The organism is Agrococcus sp. Marseille-P2731 (assembly GCF_900117395.1).
Lineage (GTDB): Bacteria > Actinomycetota > Actinomycetes > Actinomycetales > Microbacteriaceae > Agrococcus.
In genome coordinates this window covers 840,572-857,644 of the sequence record NZ_FPEG01000002.1, presented here as the reverse complement: position 1 = coordinate 857,644, position 17,073 = coordinate 840,572, and the positions used below count along the sequence as shown (strand labels likewise).

11 protein-coding genes are annotated in these 17,073 nt (G+C 73.5%); 6 read left to right on the top strand and 5 right to left on the bottom strand.

The genetic code is table 11. From position 1 onward, the window contains the following. Positions 1-55: 55 nt before the first annotated feature. Both BQ6202_RS08045 and BQ6202_RS08040 read right to left on the bottom strand, forming a co-directional pair. On the bottom strand, positions 56-361 hold the full coding sequence (locus tag BQ6202_RS08045) for a hypothetical protein (protein WP_072313879.1): 306 nt from the start codon (positions 359-361) through the stop codon (positions 56-58). Beyond that, positions 361-579 carry a DUF3107 domain-containing protein gene (locus BQ6202_RS08040; protein ID WP_072313878.1) on the bottom strand — a complete coding sequence of 73 codons (219 nt, stop codon included), beginning with the start codon at positions 577-579 and terminating at the stop codon, positions 361-363. Before BQ6202_RS08040 ends, BQ6202_RS08045 begins: the two co-directional genes overlap by 1 nt. A 90-nt stretch (positions 580-669) precedes the next feature. On the opposite strand from BQ6202_RS08040, the gene BQ6202_RS08035 reads away from it, so the two are divergent. Both BQ6202_RS08035 and BQ6202_RS08030 read left to right on the top strand, forming a co-directional pair. Next, a complete protein-coding gene (locus BQ6202_RS08035) occupies positions 670-3,726 on the top strand; it encodes a UrvD/REP family ATP-dependent DNA helicase (RefSeq protein ID WP_072313877.1) in 3,057 nt (1,018 codons plus the stop codon). Next, entirely contained in the window at positions 3,723-6,866 is a 3,144-nt protein-coding gene (locus tag BQ6202_RS08030; protein ID WP_083587088.1) for an ATP-dependent DNA helicase, read from the top strand. The genes BQ6202_RS08035 and BQ6202_RS08030 overlap by 4 nt, the downstream gene beginning before the upstream one ends. Positions 6,867-6,870: 4 nt before the next feature. Here the strand turns inward: BQ6202_RS08030 and BQ6202_RS08025 are convergent, their stop codons facing one another. Beyond that, a complete protein-coding gene (locus tag BQ6202_RS08025; protein ID WP_072313876.1) occupies positions 6,871-7,986 on the bottom strand; it encodes a phosphotransferase in 1,116 nt (371 codons plus the stop codon). Between the two features lie 58 nt (positions 7,987-8,044). Between BQ6202_RS08025 and nudC the strand changes: the two genes are divergently transcribed. Next, the gene (gene nudC / locus BQ6202_RS08020; protein ID WP_234946157.1) at positions 8,045-9,019 is read left to right on the top strand and encodes an NAD(+) diphosphatase; all 975 of its coding nucleotides are present in this window, start codon (positions 8,045-8,047) and stop codon (positions 9,017-9,019) included. After that, complete coding sequence (locus BQ6202_RS08015) at positions 9,004-10,791, top strand: ATP-dependent helicase (RefSeq protein ID WP_234946156.1); 1,788 nt, start codon at positions 9,004-9,006, stop codon at positions 10,789-10,791. The genes nudC and BQ6202_RS08015 overlap by 16 nt, the downstream gene beginning before the upstream one ends. Here BQ6202_RS08015 and BQ6202_RS08010 read toward each other — a convergent pair. Both BQ6202_RS08010 and BQ6202_RS08005 read right to left on the bottom strand, forming a co-directional pair. Further along, complete coding sequence (locus BQ6202_RS08010; protein WP_072313875.1) at positions 10,694-11,425, bottom strand: hypothetical protein; 732 nt, start codon at positions 11,423-11,425, stop codon at positions 10,694-10,696. The genes BQ6202_RS08015 and BQ6202_RS08010 overlap by 98 nt on opposite strands. Before the next feature lie 73 nt (positions 11,426-11,498). After that, a complete protein-coding gene (locus BQ6202_RS08005; protein ID WP_072313874.1) occupies positions 11,499-12,887 on the bottom strand; it encodes a zinc-dependent metalloprotease in 1,389 nt (462 codons plus the stop codon). 20 nt (positions 12,888-12,907) lie between these two features. Here BQ6202_RS08005 and BQ6202_RS08000 point away from each other — a divergent pair, with 20 nt between their 5' ends. Continuing rightward, positions 12,908-14,044: a YlbL family protein gene (locus BQ6202_RS08000; RefSeq protein WP_072313873.1), complete on the top strand. Its 1,137-nt coding sequence runs from the start codon at positions 12,908-12,910 to the stop codon at positions 14,042-14,044. A 53-nt stretch (positions 14,045-14,097) separates the two neighbouring features. Beyond that, the gene (locus BQ6202_RS07995; protein ID WP_072313872.1) at positions 14,098-17,073 is read left to right on the top strand and encodes a UPF0182 family membrane protein; all 2,976 of its coding nucleotides are present in this window, start codon (positions 14,098-14,100) and stop codon (positions 17,071-17,073) included.

Sequence of the window (17,073 nt, the reverse complement as noted above, 5' to 3'; positions counted from 1 at the left end):
CGCCGCCTGAGCGTCGGCCGGCGGGCCGCTGCGCGGACCTCGGTCCGGCGAGGACTCAGGCCTTGGTGGCGCGCAGCTGCGCGAGGTACTCGGCGTCTGCCCGCTCCCGGCGTGCAGGCAGCACCCGCGGCAGCACGACGCTCACGGCGAGCGCCGCGACGAGGCTGGCGAGCCACAGCCAGCCGTTGTCCGCACCTGCGCCCATGGCGGCGCCGATCGTCCACACCACGCCCGCGGCCGCAGCGGCTGCGAGCGGGTTGAGGAAGAGACCCACCCACTGGCGCCCCGGCAGCAGGTAGCGGGCCAGCAGCCCGATCGCCGCGCCCATCACCATGGGCACCAGCACGAGGATGGGGAGCATCAGGCCACGAAGCCGATCTTGCGCGTCGACTCGCTGCCGATCTCGACGTAGGCGATGCCCGTGCTCGGCACGATGTAGCGACGGCCCTTGGCGTCGTCGAGCACGAGGTGCCCGGAATCGAGGGCAGCGATCACGGTGTCCTCGATCTCCTTGGCAGCCTGTGCCGAGTCGAACGCGATCTCGCGCGCAGAGTCCTTGATGCCGATGCGGATGTCCATGCTCCTGAGGATAGCGACACGGATGCGGGCTGACGCGCCGTTGCGCGCCCGGCGAACGCGGATGTCGGCGGCCGTCGATACCGTGGCGCTGTGACCGATCAGACCGTGACCCTCGACGCCTCGCAGCGCGCCGTGCTCGCCCTGCCGGAGACCGCCTCCGCCATCGTCATCGGGGCGGCGGGCACCGGCAAGACGGCGACGCTCGTCGAGCTCGCGGCGGCGCGCCTCGGCGCTGGGCTGCCACCGGCAGCGCTGCTCGTCGTGGCGGGCTCGCGCCAGGCGGCGACAGCGCTGCGCGACCGCCTGGCGCACCGCACGGCGATCGTCACCCCCGGTCCGCTCGCCCGCTCGATGCCGTCCTTCGCGCACGCGGTCCTCACCGCCGCAGCGCTCGCCGAGGGCCGGTCGGCGCCGCAGCTGCTCTCGGGCGCCGAGCAGGATCGCATCATCGCCGCGATGCTCGCCGGGCACGCCGACGACGCCGAGGCGGGGGAGTCGAGCGGCCCGGCCTGGCCCGAGCACCTGGGGCTCGAGGTGCGCGAGCAGGCCGGCTTCCGGGCAGAGCTGCGCGAGCTGATGGCCGCTGCCGCCGAGCGCGGCATGGGGGCGGAGGCGCTGGCGCGAGAGGGCGAGAGCCGCGGCGTGCAGGAGTGGGTCGCAGCCGGCACCTTCATAGCCGAGTTCGACCGGCTGCAGCGGCTCGAGCGGCGCGGTGCAGAGGCGGTGACGGCGGCCTCGCTGCTGCGCCGCGCGGCCGCCGAGATCGCGGTGACGACCGTGCAGCTGCCGACGCTCGTGCTCGTCGACGACGCGCAGGAGCTCACGGAGGGCGCGGTCGTGGTCCTCGAGGCGCTGCGCGCGCGGGGCGCGAGCGTCGTGGCGTTCGGCGATCCCGACACGACCACCGGCGGGTTCCGCGGGGCCGATCCGGCGCTGCTCGGGGCGCTGCCGCAACGACTGGGCTTCGCCGCGCAGCCCGGGCATCGCCTCCGCCTCACGCGCGACCACCGGCACGGCACGGCGATCCGCGCGCTCGCCGAGTCCTCCGCCGAGCGCATCGGCACCGCGCGTGCCGGCGACCAGCGCGGGGCGGCGCCGGCGGGCCCCGCGGGCGACGCCGTCGAGCTGCGGATCGCCCCTTCCGTCGACGAGCAGGCGCGCCAGATCGCCCGGGTGATCCACGAGCGCCGCGCGCGCGGCGTGCGCCACGACGAGATGGCGATCATCGCCCGCACCGGTCGCGCCGCCTCCGAGCTCGCGTCGCTGCTGGCGTCGCTCGACGTGCCCGTCGCGGCTGGCGGTCCTACCCGGCTGCGCGAGGTCGGCGTGGTCGACGCGCTCGTGCAGGTGCTCGCCGTGGCGGCCGATCGGGTGCCGCTCACCGCTGCCCTCGCCGAGCAGCTGCTGCGCAGCGATCTGCTGGGGCAGGACGCGCTCGCGGTGCGCCGACTGAAGCGCGCGCTGCGGCACAGCGTCATCGCGGGAGGCGGCGAGGTCCACGTGCCCGGTGCCGAGCTGGTGCGCGAGGCGCTCGAGCAGCCGCAGCGGTTCGAGGGGCTCGCCGGTGCGCGCGCCGCCGTGGCCGCCGCGCGGCGCCTCGCGCGCATGATCGAGCGCGCGAGGCAGCTCGCGGGCGGCGAGACCCCGGCATCCGTCGACCAGGTGCTGTGGGCAGTGTGGGATGCCGCCGGTGTCGCCGAGTCCTGGCGATCGGCCGCGCTCGGCGGCGCGGGGGCGGAGCGCGCGCTGGCGAACCGCAGGCTCGATGCCGTCGTGGCGCTGTTCGACCAGGTGGCGCGGCTCATCGAGCGCCGCCCCGACGTCGACACGGGCGGCTTCGTCGACGCCTGGCTCGCCTCGAGCGTCGACGACGACTCGCTCGCCGCGAGGGCCGAGGGCGCGCGGGTCGCGATCGGCACCCCGGGGCAGTTCGTCGGGCGCGAGCTCGACACCGTCATCGTCGCCGGGCTGCAGGACGGCGTGTGGCCGAACCTGCGCCTGCGCGGCTCCCTGCTGGGCGCGAACCGCTTGACGGGCGACGAGACCGACGACGCTCGCACCGCCGTGCTGCACGACGAGCTGCGGATGTTCGTCAAGGCGGTCGCGACCGCGCGGCGCTCGGTGGTGCTGACGGCCGTCGAGAACGAGGACGAGCAGCGCTCCCCGTTCGTCGCCGGGCTCGAGCCGGTGCCCCCCTTCACCGATGGCTGGCACTCGCTGCGGTCGCTCGTGGGCCACCTGCGCCGTCGCGTCGTGACCGCGCAGGAGCCCACGGCGGCAGCAGCCGCCGCGGCCGCGCTGCGCCGGCTCGCCGAGCGGGGCGTGCCGGGGGCGGCGCCGGAGGAGTGGGCGGGCCTCGCCCCACTGACGAGCGTCGAGCGGCTCGACGCGCACGAACCGGTGCGCGTCAGCCCGTCAGCGCTGCAGACCCTCTCGGACTGCGAGGTGTCGTGGATCATCGGCCGCCTCGCCGGCGGCACGGGCAGCAGGGCGGCGGCGTTCGGCACGATCGTGCACGACGCCGTCGAGCGCGCCGATTCGACCGATCCTGCCGCGCTCGAGTCCGCCATCGACGCTCGCTTCCCCGAGCTCGCGCACGAGTCGAGCTGGGAGGCTGCGCGGCAGCGGGAGGAGGTGGCGCCGATGACCGCGGCACTGGCCGACTACTTCCAGGTGCTGCGCGGCGAGGGGTGGGTGATCGAGCAGGGTGACCGCGAGGCGCGCTTCTCGGTCGACCTCGACGGCGCGACCCTCTCGGGCTCGATCGACTGGCTCGAGCGCCACCCCGACGGCCGGGTGCGCATCGTCGACCTCAAGACCGGCAAGTCGATGCCGAAGGTCGTCCCCGAGCTCGGCAACCTGCAGCTGCGCGCCTATCAGCTCGCGGTGGCGCTGGGCGCGATCGAGGGCATCGCCGAGGGCGCGCCAACGCAGGCGCGGCTGCTCATGCCGAAGCTCTCGCGGAAGGACAAGCGGGTCGACTCCGACCCCTACGACGAGGTCGCGGATGCGTTCCGCGAGCACCTGCGCACGGCCGTCGACACGATGGGTGGCGCGAGCTTCTCCGCGCAGCCCGCCGTGCACTGCACCAACCGCTTCTCCTACGGCAGCTGCCGCATCCACGTCATCCCGGAGGTGACCGAGTGACCACCGCGATCGAGATCGAGACGGCCCTCGCCGAGGCGCGCGGCGGTGTTCCCCTGCCGCCGACGCCCGAGCAGATCGCGGTGATCGAGGCGGCCGACGAGCCGGTGCTCGTCGTCGCCGGAGCCGGCAGCGGCAAGACGCACACGATGGCGCAGCGCGTGCTGTGGCTCGTCGCCAACGGCAAGGCCCTGCCCGACGAGATCCTCGGGCTGACCTTCACCCGCAAGGCGGCGCGCGAGCTGAGCGACCGGCTCCGGAAGCAGCTCGAGCACCTGCACCGGGCCGGGCTCGTGCCCGAGGGCGCCGAGCATCGGCTGCCGCTCGTGCAGACCTACAACTCCTTCGCCAGCGCGCTGTTCCGCGAGTGGGCGCTGCTGATCGGGCGCGATCCCGAGTCCGAGGTGCTCACCGATGCTGCAGCGTTCCTGCTCGCCATGCGCATGGCGCGCGCATCCGACGACCTCAGGCTCGCGAGGCTGGGGGCGGCCGACACGATCGCGCGACGCGTGATGCAGCTCGCCGGCGAGCTCGGCGACCACCACGTGTCGACCGACGACGTGCGTCGGAGGCAGTACGCCGACGGCTTCGGCGCGCTCGGGGCGCTCCGCAACGCCGACGAGGGGGAGAAGCTCTCCGCCGAGCTCCGCAAGGCGCTGCTCAGCGACGTGGAGCGCGTCGGCGCGCTCGACCCGCTGCTCGACCTCGTGGACGCCTTCGACCGCGAGAAGCGCCGGCTCGGCACCGTGCAGTTCAGCGACCAGGTGCGGCTCGCGCTCGACGCGATCGAGGCGCACCCGGCCGCGGTCGACGAGCTGCGGGCGCGGCACCGCCACGTGCTGCTCGACGAGTTCCAGGACACCTCGGTGCTCCAGCTCCAGCTGCTGCAGCGGCTCTTCCACGGCACGCCCGTCATGGCGGTGGGCGACCCGAACCAGGCGATCTACGGCTTCCGCGGCGCGAGCGCCGGCACCCTGAAGCTCTTCGCCGACGGCCTCGAGGTGCGGCAGACGCTCTCCCTGTCGACCAGCTGGCGCAACGACGTCGCCGTGCTCGACGTCGCGCACGCGATCGCGCGCGGCCTCCCGCTGCAGCCGGGCGTGCCGGTCGACCCGCTGCAGCCGCGCGAGGGCGCCGGGCCGGGCGAGGTCGAGGTGCGCCACGTCGAGACCGTCGAGGACGAGGCCCGCGGGCTCGCCGCGTGGTTCCGAGCGCACGGCACCGGCGAGGGGCGCGGCACGAAGAGCGCTGCGGTGCTGGTGCGCTCCCACGCCGCGGGCGTCGAGATCGCGCAGGCGCTGCAGGCCGAGGGCATCGCGGTGACGCGCTCAGGGGGTGGCGGGCTGCTCGACGAGCCGGAGGTGGTCGACCTGATCGCGGCGCTGCGCGTGCTCGGCAGGCCGGAGGAGGGTTCGAGCCTCGTGCGCCTGCTGGCGGGCAGCCGCTGGCGCGTCGGCGTCGCCGATCTCGCGGCGCTCCAGCGGCATGCGCAGGCCATCGTGCGGCGCGGGCTGAGCGACGAGCAGCGCAGGGCGGATCGCGGCGCGGTCGCGGCCGAGGCGAGCGCGTCGATCGTCGATGCGCTCGACGCGGTCGTCGATGAGCGTCGACTGGACGGCGCCACGGAGGCAGGGCTGGCGCGGCTGCAGGAGGCCGGCTCAATGCTGCGCGCGCTGCGCGGGCGGGCGGGCATGCCGCTGCCGGAGCTCGTGCGCACGGTCGAGCAGGCGCTGCGCCTCGACATCGAGCTCGCGGCGAAGCAGACTGGCACGCACGATGCGCTCGACGCCTTCGCGCGCGAGGTGCAGGCCTTCGCCGCGGCAGATGAGCGCGGCACGCTCGAGGCCTTCCTCAGCTACCTCGAGGTGCTCGACGACGGCCGCGGGCCCGAGGCCCCGCAGCCGCAGCAGGCGCCGGGCGTGGTGGTGGTCATGACCATGCACGCCGCGAAGGGCCTGGAGTGGGATCTCGTCGCGTTGCCGCGGCTCGCGGAGGGCAAGGCGGAGAGCACACCGCTGGGCTGGCTCGACTGGGCTCGACTGCCCTACCCGCTGCGCGGCGACGCCGGGCTGCTCGCCTCGCTCGAGTGGCAGGGCCACCGCACCAAGACCTCGTACGCGAGGGCGCGCGAGCAGTACATCGGCGAGCTGCTGGCACACCAGGAGGCCGAGGGCGACCGCCTCTCCTACGTGGCGGTCACGCGCGCCAAGGAGGCGCTGTGGCTGTCTGCGGCGCAGTGGTACGGCAGCGCCAAGGGCGCGGCGAAGCCCAAGCGCCTGCTCGAGCAGGCGGCGCGCGCTCGCGAGGTCGAGCTGCTCGCTCCGCCGGAGAAGGGCACCGAGAACCCGCTCGGCGCGCGCACCGCGACCGTCACCTGGCCCGTCGATCCGCTCGGCGCTCGCCGCGACCGCGTCGAGCTCGCCGCGGCACTCGTGGCCGGAGCCGACTCGGAGGCGGCTTCGCCCTGGGACGACGCGATCGACCTGCTGCTGGCCGACCGCATCGGCACGGGCCTCGCGCTGCCGAGCCGCATCGCCGCATCCGGGTTCAAGGACTGGGCGGCGGATCCGGTGGCCGTGGCGCAGCAGATCGCGCGGCCGATGCCGCAGCAGCCCTTCGCTGCGACGCGGCTGGGCACGCTGTTCCACGGCTGGGTCGAGCGCCGCGACGGCGGCATCGGGCTCGGCGACGCGGTCGACGACGAAGCGCTGGACGAGGAGCTCGTCGGCATCGACGCGGAGCGCCTCGAGCGGCTGAAGCGCACGTTCCTCGCCTCCCCGTACGGCGACAGGGAGCCCGCGGAGACGGAGATCGAGATCCACCTGCCGCTCGCCGGCACGACCGTGGTCTGCAAGATCGATGCCGTCTACCGTGACGGGGACCGAGCCACCGTGGTCGACTGGAAGACCGGCCGGTTGCCGAGCGGGGACGCAGACCTCGAGGCGCGCCAGCTGCAGCTCGCGCTGTATCGCGCCGCCTACGCCGCGCACGCGGGGCTCGATCCCGAGCTGGTCGACGCAGAGCTCTACTTCGTCGAGCACGATCGCATCATCAGGCCGACGCGCATCGAGTCGCTCGCCGAGCTCGAGGCGCGGTGGTTGCGAGCGCAGCAGGCGGTGGCCGAGGCCTCGGCGATGCGCTGAGCCGTCAGCGCTGCGGTGCGGCCCCGTCGCTGTCCCGGTCCTGCAGCTGCTCGGCGGCGGCGTCTGCCGTGTCGCGCTCGGGCGCCACGTCGTGGTGCTCGACGACGTCGGTGCTCCGCTGCGACCGAGGAGCCTCCGCGGTGTCCCCGAGGTAGGCCTGCACGCCGGTCAGATCCATCGTCTCGAGTCGCTGCGGCGCGATCGCGGCACCCGGGTCGCTGTCGACGCGTGCGACCAGCCCCGCGAGCATCCCCTTCGCATCCTCGACGATGGCGGCGTCACCGCGGTCAGCGCCGTGCAGCAGCCAGCGCGCGATGTCCAGCTCCGCGTGCAGCATCGCGCGCTGGCGCACCTGGCGATCGCCGATGCCGCGTGCGGCCGCGTGCGCGTCGAAGGCGGCGTCGACGCTGCCGAACTCGCTCGAGCCGAGCAGGAACGCGAGGTCGCGCGCCGGGTCGCCCACGGCGAGCGCGTGCCAGCCGTCGATGCCGACCACCTCGGCGTCCTCGATGCGGAACGCGGGAGCCTGCAGGTCGCCGTGCACGAGCGCGGGCTTGAACTGCCAGAGCTGATCGTCGCCCAGCGCCGCCTCCCAGCGCTCGAGCAGCGGGGTCGGCACCGAGCCGGTCGCCGCCGCGCGGTCGAAGGTGTCGAGCAGGCGCGCACGCAGTGCCTGCGCGCTCTCGTGGGGGAGCCCGGCATCGGAGGCGACGGAGGTGGGCAGCTCGTGGAGCGCGGCGATCGCACGGCCGACGCTCTCGGCGAGCCCGGGCTTCGCTGGGGAGACGTCAGTGAGCCGCATGACGGTGCCGCCGAGGCGCGTGAGGACCGAGAGCGACGACTTCCCCGCATCCGTCGTGCCGAGCACGGTCGGCACCTCGAACGGCAGGCGCGAGCGGGTGGCGAGGGTGAGTGCCGCGAGCGCGCGCTCGTGGGCCTGCTCGCTGCGCAGCGCCGTGACCGATCGCGGCAGGATGACCTGCACGGTCGAGCCGTCCGCGAGCCGTGCCGCGACGACAGAGCGGTGCTCGTCGGAGCCATCCTCCGTCGCGCCGACGACGTCGAGGCCGGGCACGGCGGTGGTGGCGAGCGCGGCTAGAGTGAAGGGGTTCGAGCTCATGGATGCCAGGCTAGGCCGCACTCGCCGCAGTGGGGCCGCGCCACGCGACGGAGGTGACGTGCCCAGCACTACAGGCGGCCCCGAGGGCCCCGCAGCTCGATCGACGCAGTCGGAGGCGGTCGGCGCATGGGCGCCCGGCATCGTGCCCCCGCTCGCACGGTCGGGGCTCGACCGAGACCACGTCTCGCGCATCCTGCCCGACGCCGTCGACCGCGCGCTCGCCACGGCGTCGACGCGCATCATCGTCATCGCCGGCGATCGCGCGCCCGTGCGCGACGGCCGCCTCGTGCGCTTCGCTCCCGGTGAGCTGCCGCCGGATGCCGCGCCGGTGCAGCCGCCCGTCCCGCCGAGCTGGCTGGGCCGCCTCGCTCCCGCGGGCGAGGGGGAGCCAGGGGCGGTGATCCTCAGCCAGCTCGTCGCCGAGCCCTTCGAGGTCGAGGGCGCCGAGTGGCGCTCGCTGCGCGAGGTCGGCGCCGACCTCGATGATGCGGACGCGGGCGTGCTCGTGCAGGCGGTGGCGCTCGGCGTCTGGCAGCGCGAGAGCGCGCACAGCCCGGTCGACGGCCTGCCGACGGCGTTCGAGGAGTCGGGCTGGGTGCGCCGCTCGGCGAGCGGGTCGCCGCACTTCCCGCGCACCGACCCGGCGGTCATCGTCGCGATCCACGATGCCGCCGACGAGCGGATCCTGCTCGGGCACAACGCCGCGTGGCCCGAGGGCCGCTACTCGCTCATCGCGGGCTTCGTCGACCCGGGGGAGTCGCTCGAGGCAGCCGTCGTTCGCGAGGTGCACGAGGAGACGGGGCTGCGCGTCGTCGCGCCGCGCTACCTCGGCTCGCAGCCGTGGCCCTTCCCGCGCAGCCTCATGATCGGCTTCGAGTGCACTGCGCCCGACCCCGAGACGTTCGTGCCGGACGGCGTCGAGATCCTCGACGTGCGGTGGTTCACGCGCGACGAGCTGCGCTCCGGTGCCGTGCAGCTGCCGGGTCGCACCTCGATCGCCTCGTGGATCATCGAGGCGTGGCTCGACCGGTGAGCGAGGCCGTGCCGTCCGATGCCGCGCCGGCAGCGGAGCTCCCGGCCGGCGAGGTCACCGACGCCGACCGCATCCTCGCGGGTTTGGACGAGCAGCAGCGACTGGCCGCGACGACGCTCGGCGGCCCGGTGGCGATCCTCGCTGGCGCGGGAACGGGAAAGACGCGAGCGATCACGCACCGGATCGCCTACGCGGTCGCCACCGGCGAGCAGGCGGAGCACGCCTCGCTCGCGCTCACCTTCACCGCCCGGGCGGCGGGGGAGATGCGCACGCGGCTCGCGCGCCTCGGCGCCGGCGGGGTCCAGGCCCGCACCTTCCACGCTGCAGCGCTCGCGCAGCTCTCGCACTTCTGGCCGCGCATCACGGGTTCGCGCATGCCGGCCCTGCTGCCGCAGAAGGCCTCGACGCTGGCCGATGCCGCCGCGCAGCTGCGGCTGCGGCTGCCCACCGCGCAGCTGCGCGACGCCGCGGGCGAGGTCGAGTGGCGCAAGTCGCAGGCGATGACCATCGAGGACTACGCGGTGCAGGCGCGCATCCGCCCACTGCCCACCGGCATCGCGCCGGAGGCCATGATCGACCTGCACATGGCCTACGAGCGGGTGAAGGACGAGCGTCGCCAGATCGACTTCGAGGACGTGCTGCTCGCCACGGCGGGCATGATCGAGCGCGAGCCCGTGGTCGCCGACGAGGTGCGCTCGCGCTATCGCCACTTCACGGTCGACGAGTATCAGGACGTCTCGCCGATGCAGCAGCGCGTGCTCGCCGCCTGGCTGGGCGACCGCCGCGACATCTGCGTCGTCGGTGACCCGAGCCAGACGATCTACTCCTTCGCGGGCGCCGACGCGGCGAGCCTGAGCCGCTTCGTCCACGACCACCCCGATGCCGAGGTCGTGCGCCTCGAGCGCTCCTACCGGTCGACCGCCGCGGTGGTCGGCTGCGCGAACCGGCTCATGCGCGGTCGCGACGCCCTCACGCTCTCCGCAGCCTCCGGCGAGGCGGGCCGCGAGCCGAGCCTCGGTGTGCATGCCAACGACTCCGCAGAGGCGGCCGCGATCGCCGCCGCGTGCCGGGCCCAGGTGGATGCCGGTGCGGACGCGGGCGAGATCGCCGTGCTCATCCGCTTCCACGCGCAGTCGGGACTCATCGAGCAGGCGCTCGCGAGCGTCGGCCTGTCGTCGACGGTGCGAGGCTCGCAGCGGTTCTTCGAGATCCCGGTGGTCAAGCGGGCAGTGATGATGCTGCGCAGCGCGCCCGCAGACGATCGCCCCGTGTTCCAGGCCGTCACCGACATCGTGATGGGGCTCGGCTACCGCGCCCAGCCGCCAGAGACACACGGCGAGGAGCGCGCGCAGTGGGATGCGCTGCACGCGCTCGTCACGCTCGCCGAGGAGGTGGGCGGCACCGACCTGCCGGCGTTCGCCCGTGACCTGCAGCGCCGCGCGCAGACCGAGCACGAGCCCTCCGTCTCGGCAGTGACGATCGCCACCATCCACGCGGCGAAGGGCCTCGAGTGGCGGCACGTGCACGTGTGCGGGCTCGCCGAGGGGCTGCTGCCCATCTCGCACGCCACGACGCTCGCCGAGATCGACGAGGAGCGCCGACTGCTCTACGTCGCGATCACGCGAGCGCAGCGCACGCTGTCGTTCTCCTGGGCCAAGGGCTCCGGCCACCAGCTCAGGCAGCCATCGCGGTTCCTGGCCGAGATCGCTCCGCCTCGGGCAGGCGGGGGTCGCCGAGGTGCGAGCACGGCCGGCGCCGCCGGAGGGCGCTGACCGCGCCGTCGCGCTGCCGGATGCGCGCGCCCCAGCCCGCGGGCAGCGCACCCTCGCTCGCGCGGCGCAGCGCGCCCAGCACCGTCGCCACCGCCTGCGCAGCGGCGACCGGGCTCGCCTCCGGGGTGAGGTGGGCAGGCAGCAGCGTGTCGTCCCCCGTGATCGCGCAGCGCGCGCATCCGCCGCCCGCAGGCACGTAGGGGCCGATCTGCAGCCACGCGTCGCCGACGACGACCGGCAGGTGCGCGGCCCCGGACACGAGCAGCCGCTCGACCTCGCCGACCGGCAGTCGCCAGGGCGCCACCGGCAGCACGACGTCCTCGCCGGCGCGGTGGCCGGCGTCGCGCACGCTGCGGTGCAGCTGCTCGGCGAGTCGGATGCGCCCGCGCACCACGACGGGGAGGCGCGGCTGCTCGTCGACCACGGCCGCGTCGATCGTCGCGAGCAGCGCCTGCGCCTGCTCCTCGCCGATCAGCTGCGCCAGCTCGCGCGGCAGCACGCCGCGCGTCAGCGCGGCGATCGCGCGCAGGTTCGGAGCGTCGGCGTCGAGGTCGGCGATGCGCTCCTGCGCGCCGATCGCGATGCGGTCGGGGGAGGAGCGGAAGACGGCGAGGTGCGGATCGAGTCGGAGCATGGGCGCATGGTGCGCCATCCCCGCCGAGCGCGTCGCCGGCTCTCCACAGCCTGCGGCCTTCCTCGGGTCGGCGCTAGACGGGCTTCGGGTCGTCGTCGTCGGAGGAGCCTTGGTCCTCTGCGTCGCCCGCGGCGGTGCCGCCCTCGCCCGACTCGCGCTCGGCGTCGTCGAGCAGCTCCTGCAGGGCGAGGTCCATCTCGTCCAGCTCTCCCGCACCCTGCAGCCGCGCGATGACGCGCGACGGGTCGTCGATGTCGTCCGAGCCCGGCATCAGGTCGGGCTGGTCCCACAGAGAGTCGCGCACCTCGGCGCCCACCGCATCCGTGACCGTGCGCCAGAACGCCGCCGCCTCGCGCAGGCGTCGAGGCCGGATCTCGAGACCGACGAGCGTGCCGAAGGCCTTCTCCGCCGGACCGCCGGTGGCGCGCTTGCGGCGCACCGACTCGGCGATCGCATCGCGCTTCGGCAGGCGGGCGGTCGCCGCCTCCGTGACGGCGTCGACCCACCCGTCGATGAGGGCGATCGTCGTCTCGAGCCGGGCCAACGCCTCGAGCTGCTCCTGCGTCTTCGGCGGGATGAGCGCACCGCTCGAGAGCGCCTCGCGCAGCTCGTCGGGGTTCGTCGGGTCGAAGGACTCCGCGAGCTCCTCGAGGCGCTCGACGTCGATGCTGATGCCCTCGGCGTACTCGCGCACCGCGGAGAGCACGTGCAGGCGCAGCCAGCGCGCGTGGTGGAAGAGCCGGGCGTGGGCGAGTTCGCGCGCAGCCATCCAGATGCGCACCTGGTCGTCGGGGATCTCGAGCCCCTCCGCCACAGAGCGCAGGTTCACCGGCAGCAGCGCCGCGGTGCTCTCGAGCAGCGGGAAGCCGAAGTCGCCGCCGGCGACCGTCTCGCCCGCCAGCTGACCGACGACGTTGCCGAGCTGCATCGCGAACATCGTGCCGCCGACGTTCCGGAGGATCTTCTCGGCGCCGGCGAGCATGGCCTGCGCCTCCTCAGGAGCGTGCTCCTGCATGGCCCGGGTGAGCGCGTCCGCGATGCTGCTGGCGACCGGCTCGCTCATCTCCTGCCAGACGGGCAGGGTCGCGTCGACCCACTGCTGCCGCGACATCATGGTGATGGGTGTCGCCGCGCCGATCTCGGTCGTCTCGCTGAGCCACATGGCGGCGAGGTCAGCCGCCTGCTGGACGGCATCGCGCTCGGCCGTCGTCACCGAACCGGGGTCGCGCTGCACGACAGCACCCGCCTGCCGCGCTGCGGCCGACCAGTCGATGCCGTCCTCGCTGCGCGCGAGCGCGGCCTGCAGCTGCGCCATCAGGGCCTGCAGCTGGGCCGGGTCGGAGGGCATCCCGGCGGCTCCCGCGAGGCGGGATGGGTCGATGGGGCCATCACCGGAGAGGAACTGCTGCAGCATCTCGCGCAGCTCGTCCTCGGGGCGCCGATCTTCGGAGTCCTCAGGCATGCGACTACGCTATCCGCAGCATGTCTTCACCAGCCGGGAATCCGTCCATCCCGCCCTCCGCCGTCCGCGAACACCCGCCACACCGGCGCTTCCCGGATGTCCGGCCGCGGCGACTCCGCCGTGCCGGCTGGGGCGCGCTCACGGCCACGGCGCTCGCCTCGCTCGCGCTCGCGTTCGTGCCCTCGCCCTACGTCGTCGAGGTGCCGGGGCCGACCTACGACACGCTCGGCACGACCGATGCGGGACCGCTGATCTCGATCGAGGGCGCGGAGACCTTCCCCACGGAGGGCGAGCTCCACCTGCTCACGATCGCCTGGTACGGCAACCCGCAGCGCCCGCTGCGCTGGATCGACGTCGCGCAGGCCTACCTCGACCCGGCCGACGCGATCATCCCGATGGACTCGGCGTTCCCCGACGACGTCTCTGTCGAGGACTCGAACGAGGCGGGCCGCATCGAGATGCAGAACTCGCAGCAGGCAGCCGTCGCGGCAGCGCTGCTGCACGAGGGCCACGAGGTCGTGAGCGACGTGCGCGTCGCCGGGGTGATCCCCGATGCGCCCGCCGTCGGCATCCTGGAGGAGGACGACCGCATCCTGCGCGTCAACGGGCAGGCCGCCTACGACGTCTTCTCGATCCGGGAGGCCATCGCCTCGGTCGACGGGCCGTCGACCTTCGACATCGAGCGCGACGGCGAGCCGATGACGGTCGAGGTGACGCCGCTCGTCGAGGGCGACCAGCGCCTCGTCGGCATCTACCCCTCGAACGAGTTCACCTTCCCCTTCGAGGTCGACATCCAGCTGCCGAACGTCGGCGGCCCCAGCGCCGGCATGATGTTCGCGCTCGGCATCGTCGACGAGCTGACCCCTGGAGCCATGACCGCCGGCACGAGCTGGGCCGGAACCGGCACGATCTCGGCGCTCGGTGACGTCGGCCCCATCGGCGGCATCGTGCAGAAGCTGCACGGGGCGGTCGAGGCCGGCGCGACGCACTTCCTCGCGCCGGTGGAGAACTGCGGCGAGGTCAGCGGCCGCATCCCTGCGGGGCTGACGGTGTTCGCGGTCGACACGCTCGACGACGCGATCACGGCGATCGAGACGGTGGCGATGAACGAGGACACCTCCGGTCTGCCCACCTGCGGCAGCGGCGAAGACTCATAGCCTCGGCAGATACGATGGGCCGACCGCCACACTGAGCTCTGGAGCCCTACGACGTGTCTGCCAACGCCGAACGACCCACCGCAGCGACCACCGGGAGGCAGCGGCCGTCGCCGCTGCTGATCACCGTCCTGATCGTGGCCGCCATCATCGGCGCCTTCGTGCTGTTCTCGGGCTTCTATGCCGATGTCCTCTGGTTCGACCAGCTGGGCTTCGTGCAGGTGCTCCAGACGCGCTGGCTGTCGATCGCCACGATGTTCGCGATCGGCTTCGTCGCGATGGCCGTGCCGCTCGCGCTCGCGGTGCAGATCGCCTTCCGCTCGCGCCCGGTCTACGCCCAGCTCAACTCGCAGCTCGACCGCTACCAGGAGCTCGTCGAGCCGCTGCGCAAGCTCGTCATGTGGGCTGCGCCCGTCGCTCTCGGCCTCTTCTCGGGCGTCGCAGCCGCCTCGCAGTGGGAGACCGCGCAGCTGTGGCTGCACCGCCGCCCGTTCGGTGAGGTCGACCCGCAGTTCGGCCTCGACGTGGGCTTCTACATCTTCGAGCTGCCCTTCTACCAGCAGATCGTCGGCTTCGCGCTCGCAGTGCTCTTCATCTGCGGCGCCGCGACCCTCGCGACCGCCTACCTCTACGGCGCCATCCGCGTGACGGGCCGCGAGGTGCGCATCTCGCGCTCCGCGCGCATCCAGCTCGCCGTCATCGGCGCGCTCTACATGCTCGTGCTCGGCGTCTCGATCTGGCTCGGCCAGTACGCCTCGCTCGCGCAGACGTCGCAGGGCTTCCTGGCGACCGGCGCCGGCTGGACCGAGGTCAACGCCGCGATCCCCGGCGCGCAGATCCTCGCCGGCATCGCGGGCGTCGTCGCGCTCTTCTTCATCGTCACGGCGATCATCGGCCGCTGGCGCATCGCGATCGTCGGCACCGGCCTGCTGATCGCGGCCTCGCTCGTCGTCGGCGTCGCCTACCCGGCGATCATGCAGCGCTTCAACGTCGACCCGAGCGCCAGGACCCTTGAGGCCGAGTACATCCAGCGCAACATCGACGCCACCCGCTCCGCGTGGGGCGTCGACGAGATGGTCGAGACGGCGTCGGATGCGCGCACGGACGCTGAGCCCGGAGCGCTGCGGGAGGACGCGGAGACGACCGCGAACATCCGCATCATCGACCCCGCGCTCGTCACGGACGCGTTCGCGAACCTGCAGGAGTACCGCCAGTACTACGGCTTCCGCGACCAGCTCGACGTCGACCGCTACGAGATCGACGGGCAGACGCAGGACACGGTCATCGCGGTGCGCGAGCTCGACCTCTCCGGCCTGGACGAGGACAGCTGGTACAACCGCCACATCGTCTACACGCACGGCTACGGCGTCGTGGCGGCCTACGGCAACCAGCGCGGGCCCGAGGGGCAGCCGGTCTTCATGCAGGCAGGCATCCCGACCACGGGTGCCCTCGGCGACTACGAGCCGCGCGTCTACTTCGGCGAGTCGATGCCCGACTACTCGATCGTCGGCGCGCCCGGCAACCTCGAGCTCGACTACCCGCGCTCGAGCGAGGAGGGGAGCGGCAACGCCGAGACCACCTTCGCGGGCGAGGGCGGGCCGAGGCTCGACAACATCTTCAACCGGCTCGTCTACGCGCTGAAGTTCCAGTCCGAGCAGATCGTGCTCTCGGATGCCGTCACCGACGAGTCCCAGATCCTCTACGACCGCGACCCGCTCCAGCGCGTGGCAGAGGTCGCGCCGTGGCTGACGCTCGACAGCGACACCTACCCGGCGATCGTGGACGAGGAGCTCGTCTGGATCGTCGACGGCATGACGACCGCGTCGAGCTACCCCTACTCGTCGCACCGCTCGGTGCAGCAGGCGATCGCAGACTCGACCAACCAGACGCCGCCCATCGGCGACGTCATCAACTACGTGCGCAACTCCGTCAAGGCGGTCGTGAACGCCTACGACGGCTCCGTCACGCTCTACGCGTGGGATGCGGAGGACCCGATCCTGCAGGCGTGGAACGAGATCTACCCCGGCACGATCAGGCCGATCAGCGAGATGTCGGGCGAGCTCATGAGCCACGTGCGCTACCCGGCCGACATGTTCAAGCTGCAGCGCTCGATCCTCGGCGACTACCACGTGACGAACCCGGGGACCTTCTTCTCGGGCGACGACCAGTGGGCGACGCCGAACGACCCGACCGAGGGCTCCGCGGAGACGACGTCTCCGCTGCAGCCGCCGTTCTACCTCACCATGTCGGTCGACGGGCAGGACCCGGCGTTCACGCTGTACTCGACCTTCATCCCGAGGGACGGCCGCAACGTGCTCTACGGCTACCTGTCGGTCAACGCCGACGCCGGCGGCACCGCTGGCGAGGTCGCGGACAGCTATGGGCAGCTGACGCTGCAGATGCTGCCGAAGGACAGATCGATCCCGGGGCCGGGTCAGGTGCAGAACACCTTCGACACCGACGACGCGGTCTCGCAGCAGCTCAACCTGCTGCGCCAGGGCGCTTCCGAGGTCATCAACGGCAACCTCCTGACGCTGCCGGTCGGCGGCGGCCTGCTCTACGTGCAGCCGGTCTACCTGCAGTCCACGGGTGCGACATCGTTCCCGGTGCTCCGCAAGATCCTCGTGGCCTTCGGTGACGACATCGCCTTCGAGGACACCCTGGACGAAGCGCTCGACGCGCTCTTCGGCGGCGACTCCGGCGCGGAGGCGGGCGACTCGGGCGTCGACCCCGCCGCTCCTGGCGAGGAGGGCGAGGAGCCCGGCGAGGAGCCCGCGCCCGAGGGCAGCCTGCAGGCGCAGCTCGACGCCGCGGTGGAGGCCGCTGGCGCGGCGCTCCAGGAGCGCCAGGCCGCGTACGCCGAGAACGACCTGGTCGCGGCGGCGGAGGCCGACGAGCGGCTCACGGCGGCGCTCGCCGAGGCGCTCGAGCTCTCCGCGCAGATCCAGGGGGAGACGGGCGAGACCCCGGCACCCGAGGATCCTGCCGCTCCGGAGGCCTCTGAGGAGCCGCAGGAGACCACGGCGCCCTAG

Bases quoted from the DNA above. Each gene is read 5' to 3' on its own strand.
- BQ6202_RS08025 (WP_072313876.1), bottom strand. From the start codon at position 7,986: ATGAGCTCGAACCCCTTCACTCTAGCCGCGCTCGCCACCACCGCCGTG.
- BQ6202_RS08010 (WP_072313875.1), bottom strand. From the start codon at position 11,425: ATGCTCCGACTCGATCCGCACCTCGCCGTCTTCCGCTCCTCCCCCGAC.
- BQ6202_RS08045 (WP_072313879.1), bottom strand. From the start codon at position 361: ATGCTCCCCATCCTCGTGCTGGTGCCCATGGTGATGGGCGCGGCGATC.
- BQ6202_RS08005 (WP_072313874.1), bottom strand. From the start codon at position 12,887: ATGCCTGAGGACTCCGAAGATCGGCGCCCCGAGGACGAGCTGCGCGAG.
- BQ6202_RS08000 (WP_072313873.1), top strand. From the start codon at position 12,908: ATGTCTTCACCAGCCGGGAATCCGTCCATCCCGCCCTCCGCCGTCCGC.
- BQ6202_RS08040 (WP_072313878.1), bottom strand. From the start codon at position 579: ATGGACATCCGCATCGGCATCAAGGACTCTGCGCGCGAGATCGCGTTC.